Annotated in this window: 8 protein-coding genes; 2 read left to right on the top strand and 6 right to left on the bottom strand. The window is 43.8% G+C overall.

All coding sequences use genetic code 11. The annotated features are described in order from the left end of the window. Nucleotides 1–31 precede the first annotated feature (31 nt). Nucleotides 32–1951, top strand: a complete 1920-nt coding sequence (locus K9M52_RS15710; RefSeq protein ID WP_224069381.1) for a S9 family peptidase — start codon at nt 32–34, stop codon at nt 1949–1951. Nucleotides 1952–2042: 91 nt separating this feature from the next. Here the strand turns inward: K9M52_RS15710 and K9M52_RS15715 are convergent, their stop codons facing one another. Further along, nucleotides 2043–3545: a rhomboid family intramembrane serine protease gene (locus K9M52_RS15715; RefSeq protein WP_224069382.1), complete on the bottom strand. Its 1503-nt coding sequence runs from the start codon at nt 3543–3545 to the stop codon at nt 2043–2045. A gap of 218 nt (nt 3546–3763) precedes the next feature. Here K9M52_RS15715 and pyrH point away from each other — a divergent pair, with 218 nt between their 5' ends. After that, nucleotides 3764–4480: a UMP kinase gene (pyrH, locus tag K9M52_RS15720; protein WP_224069383.1), complete on the top strand. Its 717-nt coding sequence runs from the start codon at nt 3764–3766 to the stop codon at nt 4478–4480. A gap of 94 nt (nt 4481–4574) precedes the next feature. Here pyrH and K9M52_RS15725 read toward each other — a convergent pair whose 3' ends face one another. The 5 genes from K9M52_RS15725 to polA form a co-directional block, all read right to left on the bottom strand. Continuing rightward, nucleotides 4575–6080, bottom strand: coding sequence for a glutamate synthase subunit beta (locus K9M52_RS15725; RefSeq protein WP_224069384.1), 1506 nt, complete (start codon nt 6078–6080; stop codon nt 4575–4577). Nucleotides 6081–6149: 69 nt separating this feature from the next. After that, nucleotides 6150–10679: a glutamate synthase large subunit gene (gene gltB / locus K9M52_RS15730; RefSeq protein ID WP_224069385.1), complete on the bottom strand. Its 4530-nt coding sequence runs from the start codon at nt 10677–10679 to the stop codon at nt 6150–6152. A 417-nt stretch (nt 10680–11096) separates the two neighbouring features. Beyond that, nucleotides 11097–11714 (bottom strand): glutathione peroxidase, encoded by a 618-nt coding sequence (locus tag K9M52_RS15735; RefSeq protein WP_224069386.1) that lies wholly within the window; start codon nt 11712–11714, stop codon nt 11097–11099. Between the two features lie 52 nt (nt 11715–11766). Beyond that, nucleotides 11767–13194: a hypothetical protein gene (locus tag K9M52_RS15740; protein ID WP_224069387.1), complete on the bottom strand. Its 1428-nt coding sequence runs from the start codon at nt 13192–13194 to the stop codon at nt 11767–11769. Between the two features lie 117 nt (nt 13195–13311). Further along, on the bottom strand, nt 13312–16143 hold the full coding sequence (polA, locus tag K9M52_RS15745) for a DNA polymerase I (protein WP_224069388.1): 2832 nt from the start codon (nt 16141–16143) through the stop codon (nt 13312–13314). Nucleotides 16144–16170: the final 27 nt, after the last annotated feature.

Here is a 16170-nt window from a genome sequence, read left to right on the forward strand (position 1 = left end):
TGTCTTGCTTAGCCATCACAAAATTTTCAATATGAAAAAATTATTATTCACTTTAGCCGCATTTACAATGTTACAGGCCACTGCACAAAAATCTCCACTGACCCCCGAGGGACTATTATCTCTGGGCAGGGTCAGCGCCCAGGGAATCAGTAAGGACGGGAAGTCCCTTATCTATAAGGTTTCTACGCCCGATATACAGGAGAATAAGATAGCCGCCGTGTTTTATGCTGTTCCGCTGACAGGTGGAGTGGCCACGAAGCTCTCCAAAGAAGAAAAAGACGCTCAACTAGCTAATGACCGTATTTCCCCGGATGGAAAATATCTGTTGAGCGCCGAGGCCGTAAAACTGGAGAAAGTGCTGGGCCGTGACCGTTATCCGGAGTTGACCAAAACGTCCGCTCAGGTTTATACTTCCCTCAACTACCGTCATTGGGATAAATGGTTTGAAGGCAGCTTCGATCATGTCTTTTATGCCCCATATGCAGATGGTAAAGCGGCAGAACAGAAAAAAGATATTATGCCCGATGAGCCTTATTTCTGCCCGCAGCAACCCTTCGGCGGTCCTGAGGATTACATTTGGAGTCCTGATAGTAAAAAAATTATTTATGTATGCAAGAAAGCATATGGTACTGCTTATGCAGAAAGCACCAATACAGACATCTATGCATATGACATTGCGTCGGGTAGAACGCAGAATCTGACTGAAGAAAACCTGGGGTATGACCTCTCTCCTGCTTTTAATAAGAAAGGTAAGATGGCCTGGTTACAGATGAAGACCGCCGGTTATGAAGCTGATAAAACCGATCTGGTGGTGCGCACGGCTGAAAGCACTGTGAATCTGACCGGTTTTAATGACCAGATTAATGTAGCCTCCTTTAAATGGGGTGATGATGATAGAACGCTTTTCTTTGTCGCACCTATTGACGGAACAATGCAGGTGTTTTCAGTTCAGGACATAGGTCTGACAAAAATGTTGCCTCAGATCCGTCAGATCTCTAAAGGCGATTTTGATGTAAAATCTATCGTCGCACAGGTGGGCGATCATCTGATCGTAGAGAAAGAAGACATTTCCAGGGCTGCTGAAGTCTATTCGCTCAATATCAAAACAGGGACACTCAAACAATTAACCCACGTAAATGACGAAGCTTATAAAGCATTGGCCCCGGTGACGACAGAGCGCAAATGGATTACTACTAAAGATGGGCATAATATGATGGAATGGATCGTCTATCCGCCGAACTTTGATAAACGTAAAAAATATCCCACTTTATTATATTGTCAGGGAGGGCCGCAGTCTGCCACTACACAATTCTTTTCTTATCGCTGGAACTTCCAGTTGATGGCTTCTCAGGGCTATATTATTGTTGTGCCGTGCCGCCGCGGCATGCCGGGATATGGTACTGAATGGAACGCTGCTGTCAGCAAGAATTGGGGTGGTCAGGTCATTCAGGATTATCTGGATGCCATCGATGATATTTCTAAAGAATCCTATGTTGATACCGCACGCAGAGGTTGTGTAGGTGCTAGTTTTGGCGGTTACTCCGTATTTGAACTGGCAGGTAAACATGAAGGACGCTTTAAGTCTTTTATTGCTCATGACGGTGTCTTTGACTTTGTGGCCATGACAGGAACAACCGATGAGCTTTGGTTTGAAAAATGGGAGAAAGGTGGATATTACTGGGAAAAAGACAATAAGGCTGCTCAGAACTCCTATGCGGCTTCTCCGGTCAACTTTGTCGCTAACTGGGACACGCCTATTATGATCGTTCAGGGAGGTATTGACTACCGTGTCCCGATCGAACAGGGGCAGGGAGCCTTCCAGGCAGCGCAACTCAGAGGAATAAAAAGCAAGTTTTTATATTTCCCCAATGAAAATCACTGGGTGCTACAGCCGCAAAATGCGATGGTCTGGCAAAAAGAGTTCTTCAGCTGGCTAAAAGAAACGCTATAATCTTTATAACTATTCAAAGGCATTAAAAGCCGTGTATGAGGTCTTAGCAGGCCAGTACACGGCTTTGTTGTAATACTTGGCACCTCGCCCTCTATTGAAATGTCCAGGGGGTATATGAAAGATCCTCTAACATATTGTCAAGTATATAGTCGCAATCTTGAATGCTGTCTACATAACCATGTATATCCCGGTTATGCAAGATCCAAAGTAGTTCAAAGCTTGCTTTTTTTACCTGCATAAAGACGAAATTACGCATTTGTTGCACTCTTGTATGTCCACTTTTTCCAATACTAAGCTGATCTAATTGATCCAGTACATCTGCATTTTGCTTCCAGAAGCCCAGCGTTTGATATTGAATTTCCCGTATAATGGCCTCGTCTGATGCACTGCCCAACATTTTTATATAACGTAAAGCCATTGCTGTGTTGCGGCTGAACTGGCCGATATGCTGGCGGAAGCGATTAGGCTGATTGGGCATTTTCTTGAGCGCGAAAGTGACGGCGAGTGCTGCAACAAGGATGATGACGGCCAGTCGCTTTATTGTCCGTGAGGTGTTTTCCGTTCTAATAGCAGAGATGGCAGTTCTGCCCAGTATAAAGCCGGTAACCAGTCCCCCAATATGGGCGCTGTTGTCTATGGTTGCTTTAAGCCCGGCTAAGAGCTGCAGGCAAATAAAAAATAATAGGGTGGATAATATCGCTTTACGGGCGTGTTTTTCTATCAGATCAGTGGTAAGCAGTGCCAGGAACACACCGTACATACCCAATATTGATCCTGATGCTCCTACTGATCCTCTAAAGGGGTGGCTGTATATACTAAGCAGGCCGCCTGCCATCCCGCAGATGAGATAGAACAGTAAAAAACGTGCCCTACCCAGTAATGGTTCTAAATATACGCCAATCATCAGCAAGGCGAACATATTGCCGATCAGGTGTATGAATCCTTCATGCATAAACTGATAGCTAAGCAGTCGCCACCATTGACCATGTGTTTGGGTTAAATCTGCCGCATTTGCACCAAAATATTCAAATCCATGGAGGTTATAAGGGGCAAATCCGGCGCCTGCCAGACCTATTAAAAAAAAATAGAAGATATTCAGGTTGATCAGTATAGGGGTAATGAAATATCCCGGTTTGGGATTGAAAATCGACATAAATCCAGATATTTTACTGGCGGACGCTACAACGCTTCGGAATCGCCCCGATCCACCGCCCTGCCGCTCACCTGCGATAAATTCAGCACTGGCCTTCATATAGGTTTGTTGCAGTTCTTCATTTGCGCAATTTTCCATTAACAAGTTCAGGTTACGGCCCAGGCGCCTGATATTTCGCTTGTTTTTGCCGATGCTCCAGAGCTGGGGCATAAGACAGGTGCTTGTGACCTCTACAATGTCTTGATTGATCTCCAGATGAATTACTTCTCCAAAAGAAGTAAGAGAGAACTTCGCATACGCGGTTATGGTGGTTTCTGTCACTGTTCCCCTTGACCAGCCCATTGCCTCAATGCCTTTTAAAAGCAATGCATAAAGCATTCTGGATGAGGTACCCTGAAAATGGAGTTGCTCGCTATAACTGGCGTTAATTTGAAATGACATGGGTATAAACAGGCCGTCAGATTTGGGTTTGCTACGTCGGCATGACAATATTAAATAATTATCTGAACCTGTCAAAGTATTCTACCTGAAACAGTTATCGTGAACAGACTTTTCCACAATTTCTGCACGATGGTTATTTTTGACCAGGACAGTCTGGCCTTTGCAGTTGGCATTAAAAAAAAAATCCCGTTATTTTGCACTGAAACAAATTAACCACCATGCTCCCAAAATATAAGCGTGTCTTACTCAAGCTGTCCGGTGAATCGCTGAAAGCCGAGAATAGTACAGAACCATTTGATCCCAAAATTATTGAACAATACGCCAATGATATTAAAAGTATCACGGATATGGGGGTGCAGGTAGCTGTTGTGATCGGAGCGGGAAATATCTACCGGGGGATGAACGAGGCGGAAAGTGGAATTGAAAGAGCGCATGGTGATTATATGGGCATGTTAGCTACCGTCATCAACGGAATGGCTATGCAGGCGATGTTAGAGAAAATAGGCATTTTTACGCGTTTGCAGAGTGCCCTTCAGATGGATCAGGTTGCTGAACCGTATATCCGTAGAAGAGCGATCCGCCACCTGGAAAAAAACAGGGTAGTTATCTTTGGTGCCGGAACCGGTAATCCCTATTTTACTACAGATACCGGTGGCTCTCTGCGCGCAATAGAAATCAAGGCAGACGTAATCCTGAAAGGCACGCGGGTAGATGGTATCTATACGGCGGATCCCGAAAAAGATCCATCTGCCGTTAAATACGAAACGATTGGGTACAAGGAGTGCATTGATAACAATCTTAAAATCATGGATATGACGGCCTTTACGCTTTGTATGGAAAATAAGTTGCCGATCATTGTATTTGATATGAACAAGCCAGGTAACCTGCGTGCCGTTATTGAGGGCAAGAATGTAGGCACACTGGTTACACAATAAGGTTGCGAAAGATAGTTGGTTACAAAAAAATCCCCTTCAATGATTATTTATTCTTAGGGGATTTTTCTTTTATTAGATTTGAATCGCTGTCAGGCTATGACACATTATTAACGATCAGGTTTGCATCTTTGCTTTCCAGAACAGAGTGCCCCATCAGGAACTCATCTACTTTTCTGGCGCATTCCCTACCCTCGCTGATGGCCCATACGACCAGAGATTGACCACGACGCATATCCCCGCAAGCGAATATCTTAGGAATAGAAGTAAGGAACTCCTTTTCTGTCGCTTTGACATTCCCTCTTTCATCGAGCTCTACACCAAGCTCGTCGATCATGCCAGCCTGCAATGGATGCAAAAAGCCCATGGCCAGTAAGGCTAACTCACAGGGTAGCTCTCTTTCGCTGCCTTTGACTTCCAGAAATTGTGACGGCCGGCCATTTTCTGACTTCCACTCCAGATCGACCACCTTGATGGCTTTGAGGTGTCCATTGTCATCTCCGATGAATTCTTTTGTCGCGATGGCCCAATGACGCTCAGCCCCCTCTTCATGGGAAGAAGTTGTTTTAAGGATCATTGGATAGGTCGGCCAGGGCATAAACTCCGTTCTTTCTTTAGGTGGCACCGGCATCAGTTCAAATTGTGTGATTGATGTAGCCTGTTGCCTGTTGGAAGTGCCCACGCAGTCACTACCGGTATCACCACCACCGATGACAATTACATTTTTCCCGGAAGCGGTAACATTTTCAGAAAGGATGTTGCTTTCAATTTCGGGGTTAGCAAGAGGATCTTTGCCAGCCACCCGCTTATTTTGCTGTTTTAAAAATTCCATGGCATAATAGATCCCTTTAAGGGTGCGACCATGTACAGGAAGGTCTCTGGGAACAGTAGACCCACCGGCCAGTACAACAGCATTATATTCTCTCAGAATATCATTTAATTTGACATTGACGCCTACGTTAGCATTAAATTTAAAGGCGACGCCCTCTTGCTCTAAGACTGCCACACGGCGGTCAATGATGTTTTTTTCCAACTTGAAATCTGGGATACCGTATCTCAGAAGGCCTCCGGGTGCGTCATCTCTTTCGTAGACCGTTACAAGATGACCTGCGTTATTTAACTGTGTGGCAGCGGCAAGTCCCGCAGGGCCGGAACCGATTACTGCGACTCTTTTGCCGGTACGTACAATAGAGGTCCGGGGCTTGACCAAGCCCAGCTCGAAAGCTTTCTCTATGATATGTTTTTCGATCTCTTCAATAACAATAGGAGGCTGATTGATTCCCAGCACACATGCACTTTCACAGGGTGCCGGACAGATTCTCCCCGTAAATTCCGGAAAATTATTCGTAGATGATAAAATGTCGTAAGCTTCTTTCCAGTCCTCACGGTAGACCGCATCATTGAATTCAGGGATCAGGTTACCTAAAGGGCAACCATTATGACAAAAAGGAACCCCACAATCCATACATCTGGATGCCTGCTCTACGAGTTTATTATCTTTGTAGAGATTATTAAACTCTTTATAATCTTTGACACGCTCCGCTACACTTCTTTTCTCTGGCAGTTCACGCGTGTGTTCTAAAAATCCTGTTATTTTTCCCATCGTCCCCTAATTATAAAATAATATTATTATTGGTAATTTGTCCGCTACTTACGTTTCCGTTATTGCCTATTATTTATTCACCATGGCTTTCTCTTTTGCTGCCAGAAGTACTTTTTTATAATCACGCGGCATAGCTTTGACAAAATTTTTCAGCTGATTTTCCCAATCACTGATGATAAAGGCAGCGACCTTACTATTTGTGTAGCTCAGATGCTTTTCGATCATTGACCTGAGTAGAGTGATGTCTTCTTCATCCAGTGACTCTAAGTCTGCCATCTCTCCATTAAACATAGAGGGAAGATTGCCTTTGACATCGTAAATATAAGCGATACCGCCACTCATACCTGCGGCAAAGTTTCGTCCTGTCTCACCCAGGATTACAGCGACCCCTCCCGTCATGTATTCACAGCCATGGTCTCCAACTCCTTCCACGACGACTTTGGCACCCGAATTTCTGACACAAAAACGCTCACCTGCTTTGCCCCGTATATAAGCCTCTCCGGAAGTAGCTCCGATAAACGCGGTATTACCAATGATAATATTGTCTTCCGCTACAAAGGCCGATTTGCGGGAAGGATAAACGATGATCTTTGCACCGCTCAGGCCTTTACCTATATAGTCATTGGCATCTCCTTCTAATTCCATAGTGACACCACGGGTATTGAAGGCGGCAAAGCTCTGGCCGGCGGTTCCGGTAAAATGTAATTTAATAGTATCTTCCGGTAAGCCTTCGGCTTTATATTTTTTGGTGATTTCATTAGAGAGAATGGTTCCTGCCGTACGGTCGATATTTCTGATAGTAAAAGAAGCTTCGACAGGTGTCCCATTTTCCAAAGCCGGTTGTACTGCTTTAAGCAGCTGCCAGTCCAGGACGTCTTCCAGTCCGTGATCCTGTGCTTCAGTCTGATAGAGACCAGTGCAGGTTGCATCTGTGGGTTGTTTGTACAGTATTGGCGAGAGATCCAGCTGTGAAAATTTCCAATGGGTGATATTGTCTCTCTTTTCGAGACAATCTACTTGTCCCACCATTTCATTAATCGTTCTGAAACCTAATTCTGCCATAATCTCTCTTAAATCCTGCACCAGGAATTTAAAGAAGTTAACGACATGGTCCGGATTGCCGGAAAAACGTTTTCTTAAAGTTTCATTTTGTGTCGCTACACCAACAGGACAGGTATTCAGATGACATTTACGCATCATAATGCAACCTTCTACGACAAGTGCAGCTGTGGCCACTCCCCATTCTTCAGCACCCAGTAAGGTCGCAATGGCAATATCCAGGCCTGTTTTCATTTGTCCGTCTGCCTGTACAACTACCCTGCTTCTAAGATTGTTTTTAACGAGCGTCTGATGCGTCTCTGCCAGACCTAACTCCCATGGCAATCCTGCATGCTTGATAGAACTAATAGGTGACGCACCTGTTCCACCATCAAAACCAGAGATCAACACCACATCTGCCTTGGCTTTGGTAACACCTGCTGCAATGGTGCCCACGCCTGCTTTAGATACCAGTTTAACATTGATCCTGGCACCGCGATTGGCATTCTTCAGGTCATAAATCAGCTGCGCCAGATCCTCAATGGAGTAGATGTCATGGTGTGGCGGAGGAGATATCAGTGTAACGCCCGGGGTTGAATGACGAACGCGACCGATCCAGTCGTTGACTTTGTGTCCTGGCAGCTGGCCACCTTCACCAGGTTTGGCACCCTGGGCCATTTTGATCTGCAATTCGTCGGCTTCAGTCAAATACTGGCTGGTCACCCCGAAACGGGCCGAAGCTACCTGTTTAATAGAAGAACGCATGGAGTCTCCATTTTCCATCGGCTGATAACGGATCTCATCTTCTCCACCTTCACCGGTATTGCTCTTACCGCCCAGGCGGTTCATAGCAATCGCCAGTGTGGTATGCGCTTCCCAGGAAATAGAACCGAAGGACATTGCGCCCGTCGCAAAACGTTTATAAATGTTTTCTGCCGGCTCTACTTCATCAATTGATATGGAAGGGCGGTTGGGCTTCAATGCGAAAAGGCTGCGTAACGTAACCGCTTTTTTGCCTTGTTCATTGATCAGTTTGGCATATTTCTTATAGATCTTATAATCATTCATCCGAGTAGAATACTGCAACAGATGAATGGTAGATGGATTAAATAAATGTACTTCGCCTTTTCTGCGCCATTGATAAAGCCCGCCTTCAGGCAACCTGTCAATCGGGATTTCTGTTTTGCTGAAGGCAAAACGATGTTTGTATAAAGTTTCTTTGGCAATCTCATCCAGCCCCATTCCTTCAATCCTGGAAGTGGCCCCGGTAAAGTGACGATCGACTACCTCTTTATTAATACCGATAATCTCAAAGATTTGAGCTCCCTGATAGGATTGTAAGGTAGATATACCCATTTTAGAGAAGACCTTATATAAGCCTTCGCAAATGGCTTTGACATAGTTTTTCTTGAGCTCATGAACGGTCAGATCTGTCTTCAGGCGACCGGTGATCTTTAGGGAACGAATCGTAGAGAGTGCCAGATAAGGGTTGATGGCTGTCGCACCAAATCCAATCAGGCAGGCAGCGTGGTGGACTTCCCAGATATCGCCGGCTTCAATGACCAATGCCACTTTACCACGGAGTCCTTTACGGATCAAATGGTGATGTACGGAAGATACAGCCAGCAAAGAAGGTATCGCTGCGTGCTCGCTGTCTATAGCCCGGTCGCTGAGAATCAATACTTCAAAACCATCTTTAACTGCATCTACAGAATATCGGCAAAGCCGCTCAATACCAGCTTTCAAGGCGCCAGATTCGCCGTTGGCGCGAAAATAGGTCTGCAGTGTCTTCGCCTGAAAACTACCGGTATCAATAGAGCGGACTTTTTCCAATTCGATGTTGTTCAGTATTGGATTTTTAAGTGCCAGTGTATGACAGTATTCGGGTTCCTCTTTTAAGATGTTGCCTGAAGAGCCCAGGAAGGTTGCCAGGGACATCACCATCCTTTCACGAATGGGATCGATCGGCGGGTTGGTCACCTGTGCGAATAACTGTTTAAAATAAGCACTCAGATGCTGGGGCTGGTCACTCAATACTGCTAACGGCGCATCGGAGCCCATAGAGCCGATAGGTTCTTTACCACCGATCGCCATTGGCGAAATAATATCATGAATGTCTTCCTGTGAATAACCAAAGGCTTTATGGTATTTAAATATCTGGGCATCTTCCAGATGGGTAAACTGTACCCGAGGCTCCGGAAGTTCTTCCATCCGGATTTTATATTTATTCAGCCATTCACCATAGGGCTTGGCGGAACATATCTCATTTTTCAATTCTTCATCGCTGATAATCCTGCCTTGCTCCATATCTACGACGAACATTTTACCCGGTTGCAGACGGCCATTCTGAATAATGGTGGATGGATCAACTATGAGTGCCCCCGTTTCAGAAGCCATGATAACGCGGTCATCATTAGTCAGGCAAAACCTGGAAGGACGCAAACCGTTTCTATCCAGGGTCGCGCCGATGATCTTGCCATCCGTAAAAGATATGGTAGCCGGGCCGTCCCAAGGTTCCATCAGGCAGCTATGATATTCATAAAATGCTTTTTTGACAGGATCCATCAGATCGTTACCATCCCAGGCCTCAGGGATCAGCATCATCATCACGTGTGGCAGGCTGCGGCCAGTTAAGGCTAACAGTTCTACCATATTATCCAGACAGGCAGAGTCAGACTGTTGAGAAGTGACGATGGGCAGTAACATATCGATTTCCTCTTCCGTAAAATACTCGCTGACAAAATCACCTTCACCGGCCTTCAGCCAGTTTAAGTTTCCCTGCAGGGTATTGATCTCACCGTTATGGGCGATGTAGCGAAATGGCTGAGCCAGTTTCCAGGAAGGGAATGTATTGGTGGCAAACCTGGAATGTACCAGTGCAAATGCGGAAACAACTTTTTTATTATTCAAGTCATTAAAATAAGTACGCACCTGACCGCTGGTCAGTTGCCCTTTATAAATGACTGTTTTATAAGAAAGCGATGCGATATAAAAACCGATCTCATCGTTTTTAACGGTGTTCAGTATAGTGTGAACCGCGTAATTGCGCAGTACGAAAAGTTTTCTTTCAAAGGCTTCCGGATCGCTGATATGATCTGGGCAGGCGATGAAGACATGCTCCATTTCCGGTTCCACAGAAAGTGCTGTTTTGCCGATGTCGTGCGTATTCACCGGTACCTTTCTATAAGCCAGGATCTCCAGCCCCAGGGTCTCTACGGCCCTGTTAAAAATGCCCCTGCATTCCTCTCTTAAACGCAGGTCTCGCGGAAAAAACAGAACACCCACGGCATACTTTCCAAAGGAAGGCAAGTGGACGCCCATTTTCAGACATTCCTCAAAAAAGAATTCATGTGGGGTCTGGATCATAATACCGGCACCATCACCCGTATTCTGTTCACACCCACAGGCCCCTCTATGTTCCATATTTTCCAATATGGTTAGGGCGTCAGCAACATTCTGGTGAGATTTTCTGCCTTTAATGTTGGCCACGAACCCCACTCCACACGCGTCATGCTCAAAGGAGCTATCATATAGTCCCTGCTGATTTTCTGGTCTTGACATATCTACAACAAATAGTGAATGAATTGAATCGTCATTTTTGACGAACAGGCATAAAATTAGACAATAAATTTTAGATTTTCTAAATATTCATCAAAAAAATTTGAAGATGTTTAAACTAATGTTCGTTAACGGCCTAGTTGTTTGTATAATTTCCAAAGAATTTTTAAAATCTTTGAATTTTATCAAAACATCGACCTTGTATATTATATTTATTATATTATAAAAATATATAATAATAAATTAACCTAATATAAAAAACACCTAGAACGGCAGAATCCTTAGAAATTATCTTATCATATTTTGTCACAATTCTGAACAAAAACTATCATTTGGTGCCAAATAGGTGGTAAAATAATAGCCGCCAACACTCCATTTTGCAAAGGACGCTGGCGGCTATTATTTAGGATAAAAGTTCTATCAATTAAAATAATGTGTGATTTCTGGGCTTTCCGGAGTGACTTTGGAATCAAAGTGCGCCAGCAGCTTTCCCTGAGGATCGATCAAAAATTTATTGAAATTCCAGGAAATCACAGCATCCAGCTGTCCATTTTCTGACTTATGGGTCAGATAGTCGAATACAGGAGTTATGTCATTCCCTTTGACATCCACTCTGGTTGTCAAAGGGAATGTCACGCCGTAATTCTTTTCACAAAAAGCCTTGATATCCTTGTTGTCATGAAACTCTTGGTCATGGAAATTATCAGATGGAAATCCTACGACCACCAGCTTATCGCCATAATCCTTATAAAGTTGCTCCAGCCCCTTATACTGTGGTGTATAACCACATTTAGAGGCTGTATTGACAATGAGGATATATTTACCCTTATATTTTGAGAAATCAATAGTACCCCCGTCAATAGATGCAATTTTGAAATCATAGATCGTCTGAGCCATGGCTGTCTGAGATTTTATCGGGGAGACCATTGTATTTGTGTTTTTTTCTTGCATATCAGGTGTTGTATTACCGGTCTTGCAAAAGGACATACTAAATACAACAGCTATACTTAGCAAGCTTAAAAAATAGTACTTTTTCATTTTTGTGCCGATTTGAGATTAAATGCTACTCAAATATACGTTTTATTTGTGCTCAGTTTGTTGCAGCTTCCTTAAATTCATAACAGCCTATCGTAGGCGTCGCCTCGGAACGCTGTCGGTTGAGGATATCTTTTGAGATACCGTTAACAGGTATACCGGCACCAATGGCCGGTGAAACGTTGAGTAATTGAAAATTGTATGTTGCTCTCAGGTTGTCAATGGATATAAAGGCTGGGTCCACATTTAAAAGGCAATCTTTAAAGCTACCTAAGGGGGGTAAAGTGGTGGCTTTAATCAGTGAGTTTTTGAATATCAACGTAAAATCACTGTTTTTATTATCGAGGAATATTTCATCCAGTGGCTCGTTATCTCCCGTGATAATACAATTTGTTGCCATGATTGTTAATGGATCCCCTACCCCCTTACCATCATGGTCCGCCAGATAAAGTAATGGATTAGTGTGATAAATATAATCATTACTGTAACCTGCCATTGTCAAGTAATTAAGTGTATATTTTCCGCCCATGGCACGAATACCGATACCAGAGTTGTATATGAGACAATTGTTGATTATTGCATTGCTATGGCTAAATAGCAGCGCCTCTTTGGCGCTTTGCATAATAACACACTCCTCCAGTGTTACGGCTGTCTGATGATTGACATCGAATGCCGATATTGATTTGGACGTATCAGCTATTGCATTGACTGCATTTTTTATATGGACATAACTGAGTATATTGTTTTTGCTGTCAGGTCCAAAGCTCAGGCCCTGCCAACTGCCAGGCATATTATTATATGGTTTATCCAACCGGCTACCTGTAAGTAGTATTTGATGCGCTTTGTCAGCAGCGCCCTGTGCCTGTATCCGGCCATTCACTCTGATACTTTTACCCGCTCTGGTAAAGACTTTGGTGCCCGGATTGATATGCAAAGTGGCAGTGGTAGCGACCGTTATATTGTCATTAACGACAATAGGACGCTCATCGGTCCACGTTGTGTCAGAACTGATCGTGCCACCAGAGAGAAAGTAGGCATTCATGCCAACTGCATGCAAAATTATTTTGCCCGTCTTATCACCATACTGATATTCAATGCTGTCCTTTACAAGAAAAGGCTCGTCACTGTTGTGCTCAGGCAGAGAAATAGTGATAAAAACATAAAGACTGTCCTGTTTGGCCAGTGAAAGTGTATTAAAATTTGTACCGGCCTGACCATTGACATTGATTTTAAAGGGCGAGGTTTCTCCTCCCGCCAGCCTGATATTATTAATTTGGATGTCCTGCTGGCTGCCATTAAGAAGTTTGACGGATTGTGTAGGCTGGATCTGTGTTGTGAATACCTGGTCAAATTCGACAGAATCTGCTGAACTGTATACAGACAGGCCGCCGTCTGTACCAACCTGATCTTTCTGGCAGCCAGAAAGGCAGATTAAAAAGCAAGCAGCCAGTAGTAGGAAGTATGTCCATCTGTTTTTGGTCATAAAGGCTTAAAAATTTGCCGGCCGAAGGACATGGTTAAAAGGTGCTCAGCCGGGATTATTATATTAGAAACGACAGATCACTCACAAAATTGTTCAAACAGATTCTCAAAAGAGAGGCTAATGCGCTTCCAGCCAGCTGTTGCCTGTACCGATCTCTGCTACCACAGGAACATCTTCCGGTAAGGGAAGTGCCGTTTGCATCTTGTGCAGGACAAGCTCTTTTAACTCATCGAGTTCATCTTTATGTACATCAAAGACTAATTCATCATGCACCTGAAGGATCATTTTTGACCGAAGCTTTCTTTGCTGCATTTCATTATGAATACCAATCATTGCCAGTTTGATCATATCCGCCGCTGTGCCCTGAATGGGTGCATTAATAGCCACTCTTTCTGCAAAACCTTTGACTGTAAAGTTCGCCGAATTAATATCCCGGATCCAGGCCTTTCTGCCCAGCAGAGTTTCTACATAGCCGTTTTGCTGAGCTCTGGCAATGGTGTCTTCCATATATTTTGCGATACCTGAAAACTCGGTTTTATAGTTGTCAATTATCGTTTTGGCTTCCGTTCGCGAGATTCCCAGGTTCTGGCCCAAACCAAATGCCCCTTGACCATAAATAATACCAAAATTGACGCTTTTGGCTTTATAACGCTGTTCTTTGGTTACCTCAGATTCGTCCACGCCAAAGACCTTTGCGGCTGTGGCTGTGTGAATATCTGCACCGCTCTTAAAAGCTTCACACATATTTTTATCTCCACTGATGGCTGCGACCACTCTGAGCTCAATCTGTGAATAGTCTGCACTGAACAATACATGATCTTTATCGCGGGGTATAAAAGCCTTTCTTATTTCTTTACCTCTTTCGGTACGAACCGGAATATTTTGCAAATTCGGATTATTGCTGCTCAGTCTTCCAGTTACAACCAAGGTCTGGTTGTAAGATGTATGTACGCGCCCAGTTTTAGGATTGATCAGTTGTGGTATAGCATCTACATAGGTGTTTCGCAACTTGGTCAACTCTCGGAAGCTTAAGATGTCATCAGCAATCTTATGTTGGACAGCCAGTTTGGATAATACATCCTCTCCCGTTGCGTATTGGCCTGTCTTTGTCTTCTTGGCTTTAGGATCCAGTTTTAGCTTTTCAAAGAGAACTTCGCCCAGCTGTTTTGGAGAAGCCAGGTTAAAATGGACACCTGCGGCTTCATATACCTGTTTCTCAAAAATGGCTGCATCGGATTCCAGGACAGAAGAATAATTTTTAAGAAAATCTTCGTCTACTCTTATCCCTTCAAACTCCATGTCAGCCAGCACTTTTACCAGCGGTAAATCCGCTTCATAGAATACTTTTTCTACTGCTTTTTCTCTGATCAAGGGCTTGAATACTTCTTTTAACTGTAGGGTGATATCTGCATCTTCTGCCGCATAATCTGCCGCTTTTTCCGCAGGTACATCCCGCATATTGCCTTGGTTTTTACCCTTTTTACCGATCAGTTCTGTAATAGAAACCGGTGTATAACCTAAATACTTTTCACTGAGCAGGTCCATATTTCTTCTGCCTTCGGGCTCAATAACATAGTGAGCGACCATGGTGTCAAATATCTTCCCCGGGAAGGATTGTCCGTACCACTTCATGACGAGGAGATCATATTTGAGATTCTGTCCGATCCAGGTAATATTCGGATCAGAAAATAATCCGCTGAATAGCTCCACCTGACGATTTGCCTCTGCCTGATCTGCGCTGACAGGTACATAATATCCTTCCGCAGCTTTAACTGAAAAGCTCATGCCGACCAGCTCTACATTATTGGCATCAGTGCCGGTTGTCTCTGTATCAAAACAAATTTCCTCATATTGCCGTAAGGTGCCGATAAGTTCTTTAATAGCCGCATCCCCCTGTACCAGATGATACTGATGTGGTGTATTTTCAATTGTCTTATTTTCAAGGGGGATAATTTCTTCTTCGGGTAAAAATGCGTCGCCGGCCGCTTTAGTGGTCTCTGAAATCGTGGTGCTGGATTCAACTACATTGCCAAATAAATCCCTTTGAACCGCTACATGAACATCTACCTTAAAGCTTTCTCCTAAAATACGCTTACCCAGGCTTCTGAATTCCAGTTCAGAGAAGATGTCGGATAACGCCTGCTGATTAAACTCTTTTATACAGAAGTCTTCTTCATGGAAAGTTACAGGTACATCTGTAATAATAGTTGCCAGTTTTTTGGACAGAATTGCACTTTCTTTACCTTCCTGAACTTTTTTCCCCAAAGCTCCTTTGATTTCATGAGCATGCTCCAGAATGTTTTCCAGGCTGTCATATTGTTTCAGGAGTTTAGCGGCTGTCTTTTCTCCCACGCCCGGAATACCAGGGATATTATCTACAGCGTCCCCCATAAGTCCCAGGACATCTATAACTTGTTCGACTCTTGCGATATCCCATTTTTCACATATTTTTTCCGCGGTCAATATTTCCTCTTTTTTGCCCATATAGGCTGGCTTGTATATAAATACACCTGGTTTGGTAAGTAATTGACCGTAGTCCTTATCTGGTGTTACCATAAAGACTTTATAACCGGCATCTGCTGCCTGCCAAGCCAATGTGCCGATGATGTCATCGGCCTCATAGCCATCACTTTCTATGCAGGGTATATTAAAACCTTCGATGATTCTTTTAATATCAGGAATGGAATCTAACAGATCCTCCGGTGCCTTTTGCCGATTTGCCTTGTAATCTTCAAAATCACTATGTCTTTCAGTCGGGGCATGTGTATCAAAACAAACCGCCATATGGGTGGGTTTGTATTTATTTAAAAGTTCCAGCAAGGTATTTGTAAAGCCAAACTGGGCATTGGTGTTTTTGCCCTGTGAGGTTAAGCGTGGATTACGTAGTAACGCATAGTATGCCCTGTAAATCAAGGCCATTGCATCCAATAGAAATAATTTTTTTTCCATGGCGCTAAGTTAAGGTATTTGAAGCAT

This window comes from Arachidicoccus terrestris (assembly GCF_020042345.1).
Classification (GTDB): domain Bacteria; phylum Bacteroidota; class Bacteroidia; order Chitinophagales; family Chitinophagaceae; genus Arachidicoccus; species Arachidicoccus terrestris.

Bases quoted from the DNA above. Each gene is read 5' to 3' on its own strand.
- K9M52_RS15715 (WP_224069382.1), bottom strand. From the start codon at position 3,545: ATGTCATTTCAAATTAACGCCAGTTATAGCGAGCAACTCCATTTTCAG.
- K9M52_RS15725 (WP_224069384.1), bottom strand. From the start codon at position 6,080: ATGGGAAAAATAACAGGATTTTTAGAACACACGCGTGAACTGCCAGAG.
- polA (WP_224069388.1), bottom strand. From the start codon at position 16,143: ATGGAAAAAAAATTATTTCTATTGGATGCAATGGCCTTGATTTACAGG.
- K9M52_RS15735 (WP_224069386.1), bottom strand. From the start codon at position 11,714: ATGAAAAAGTACTATTTTTTAAGCTTGCTAAGTATAGCTGTTGTATTT.
- pyrH (WP_224069383.1), top strand. From the start codon at position 3,764: ATGCTCCCAAAATATAAGCGTGTCTTACTCAAGCTGTCCGGTGAATCG.
- K9M52_RS15740 (WP_224069387.1), bottom strand. From the start codon at position 13,194: ATGACCAAAAACAGATGGACATACTTCCTACTACTGGCTGCTTGCTTT.
- K9M52_RS15710 (WP_224069381.1), top strand. From the start codon at position 32: ATGAAAAAATTATTATTCACTTTAGCCGCATTTACAATGTTACAGGCC.
- gltB (WP_224069385.1), bottom strand. From the start codon at position 10,679: ATGTCAAGACCAGAAAATCAGCAGGGACTATATGATAGCTCCTTTGAG.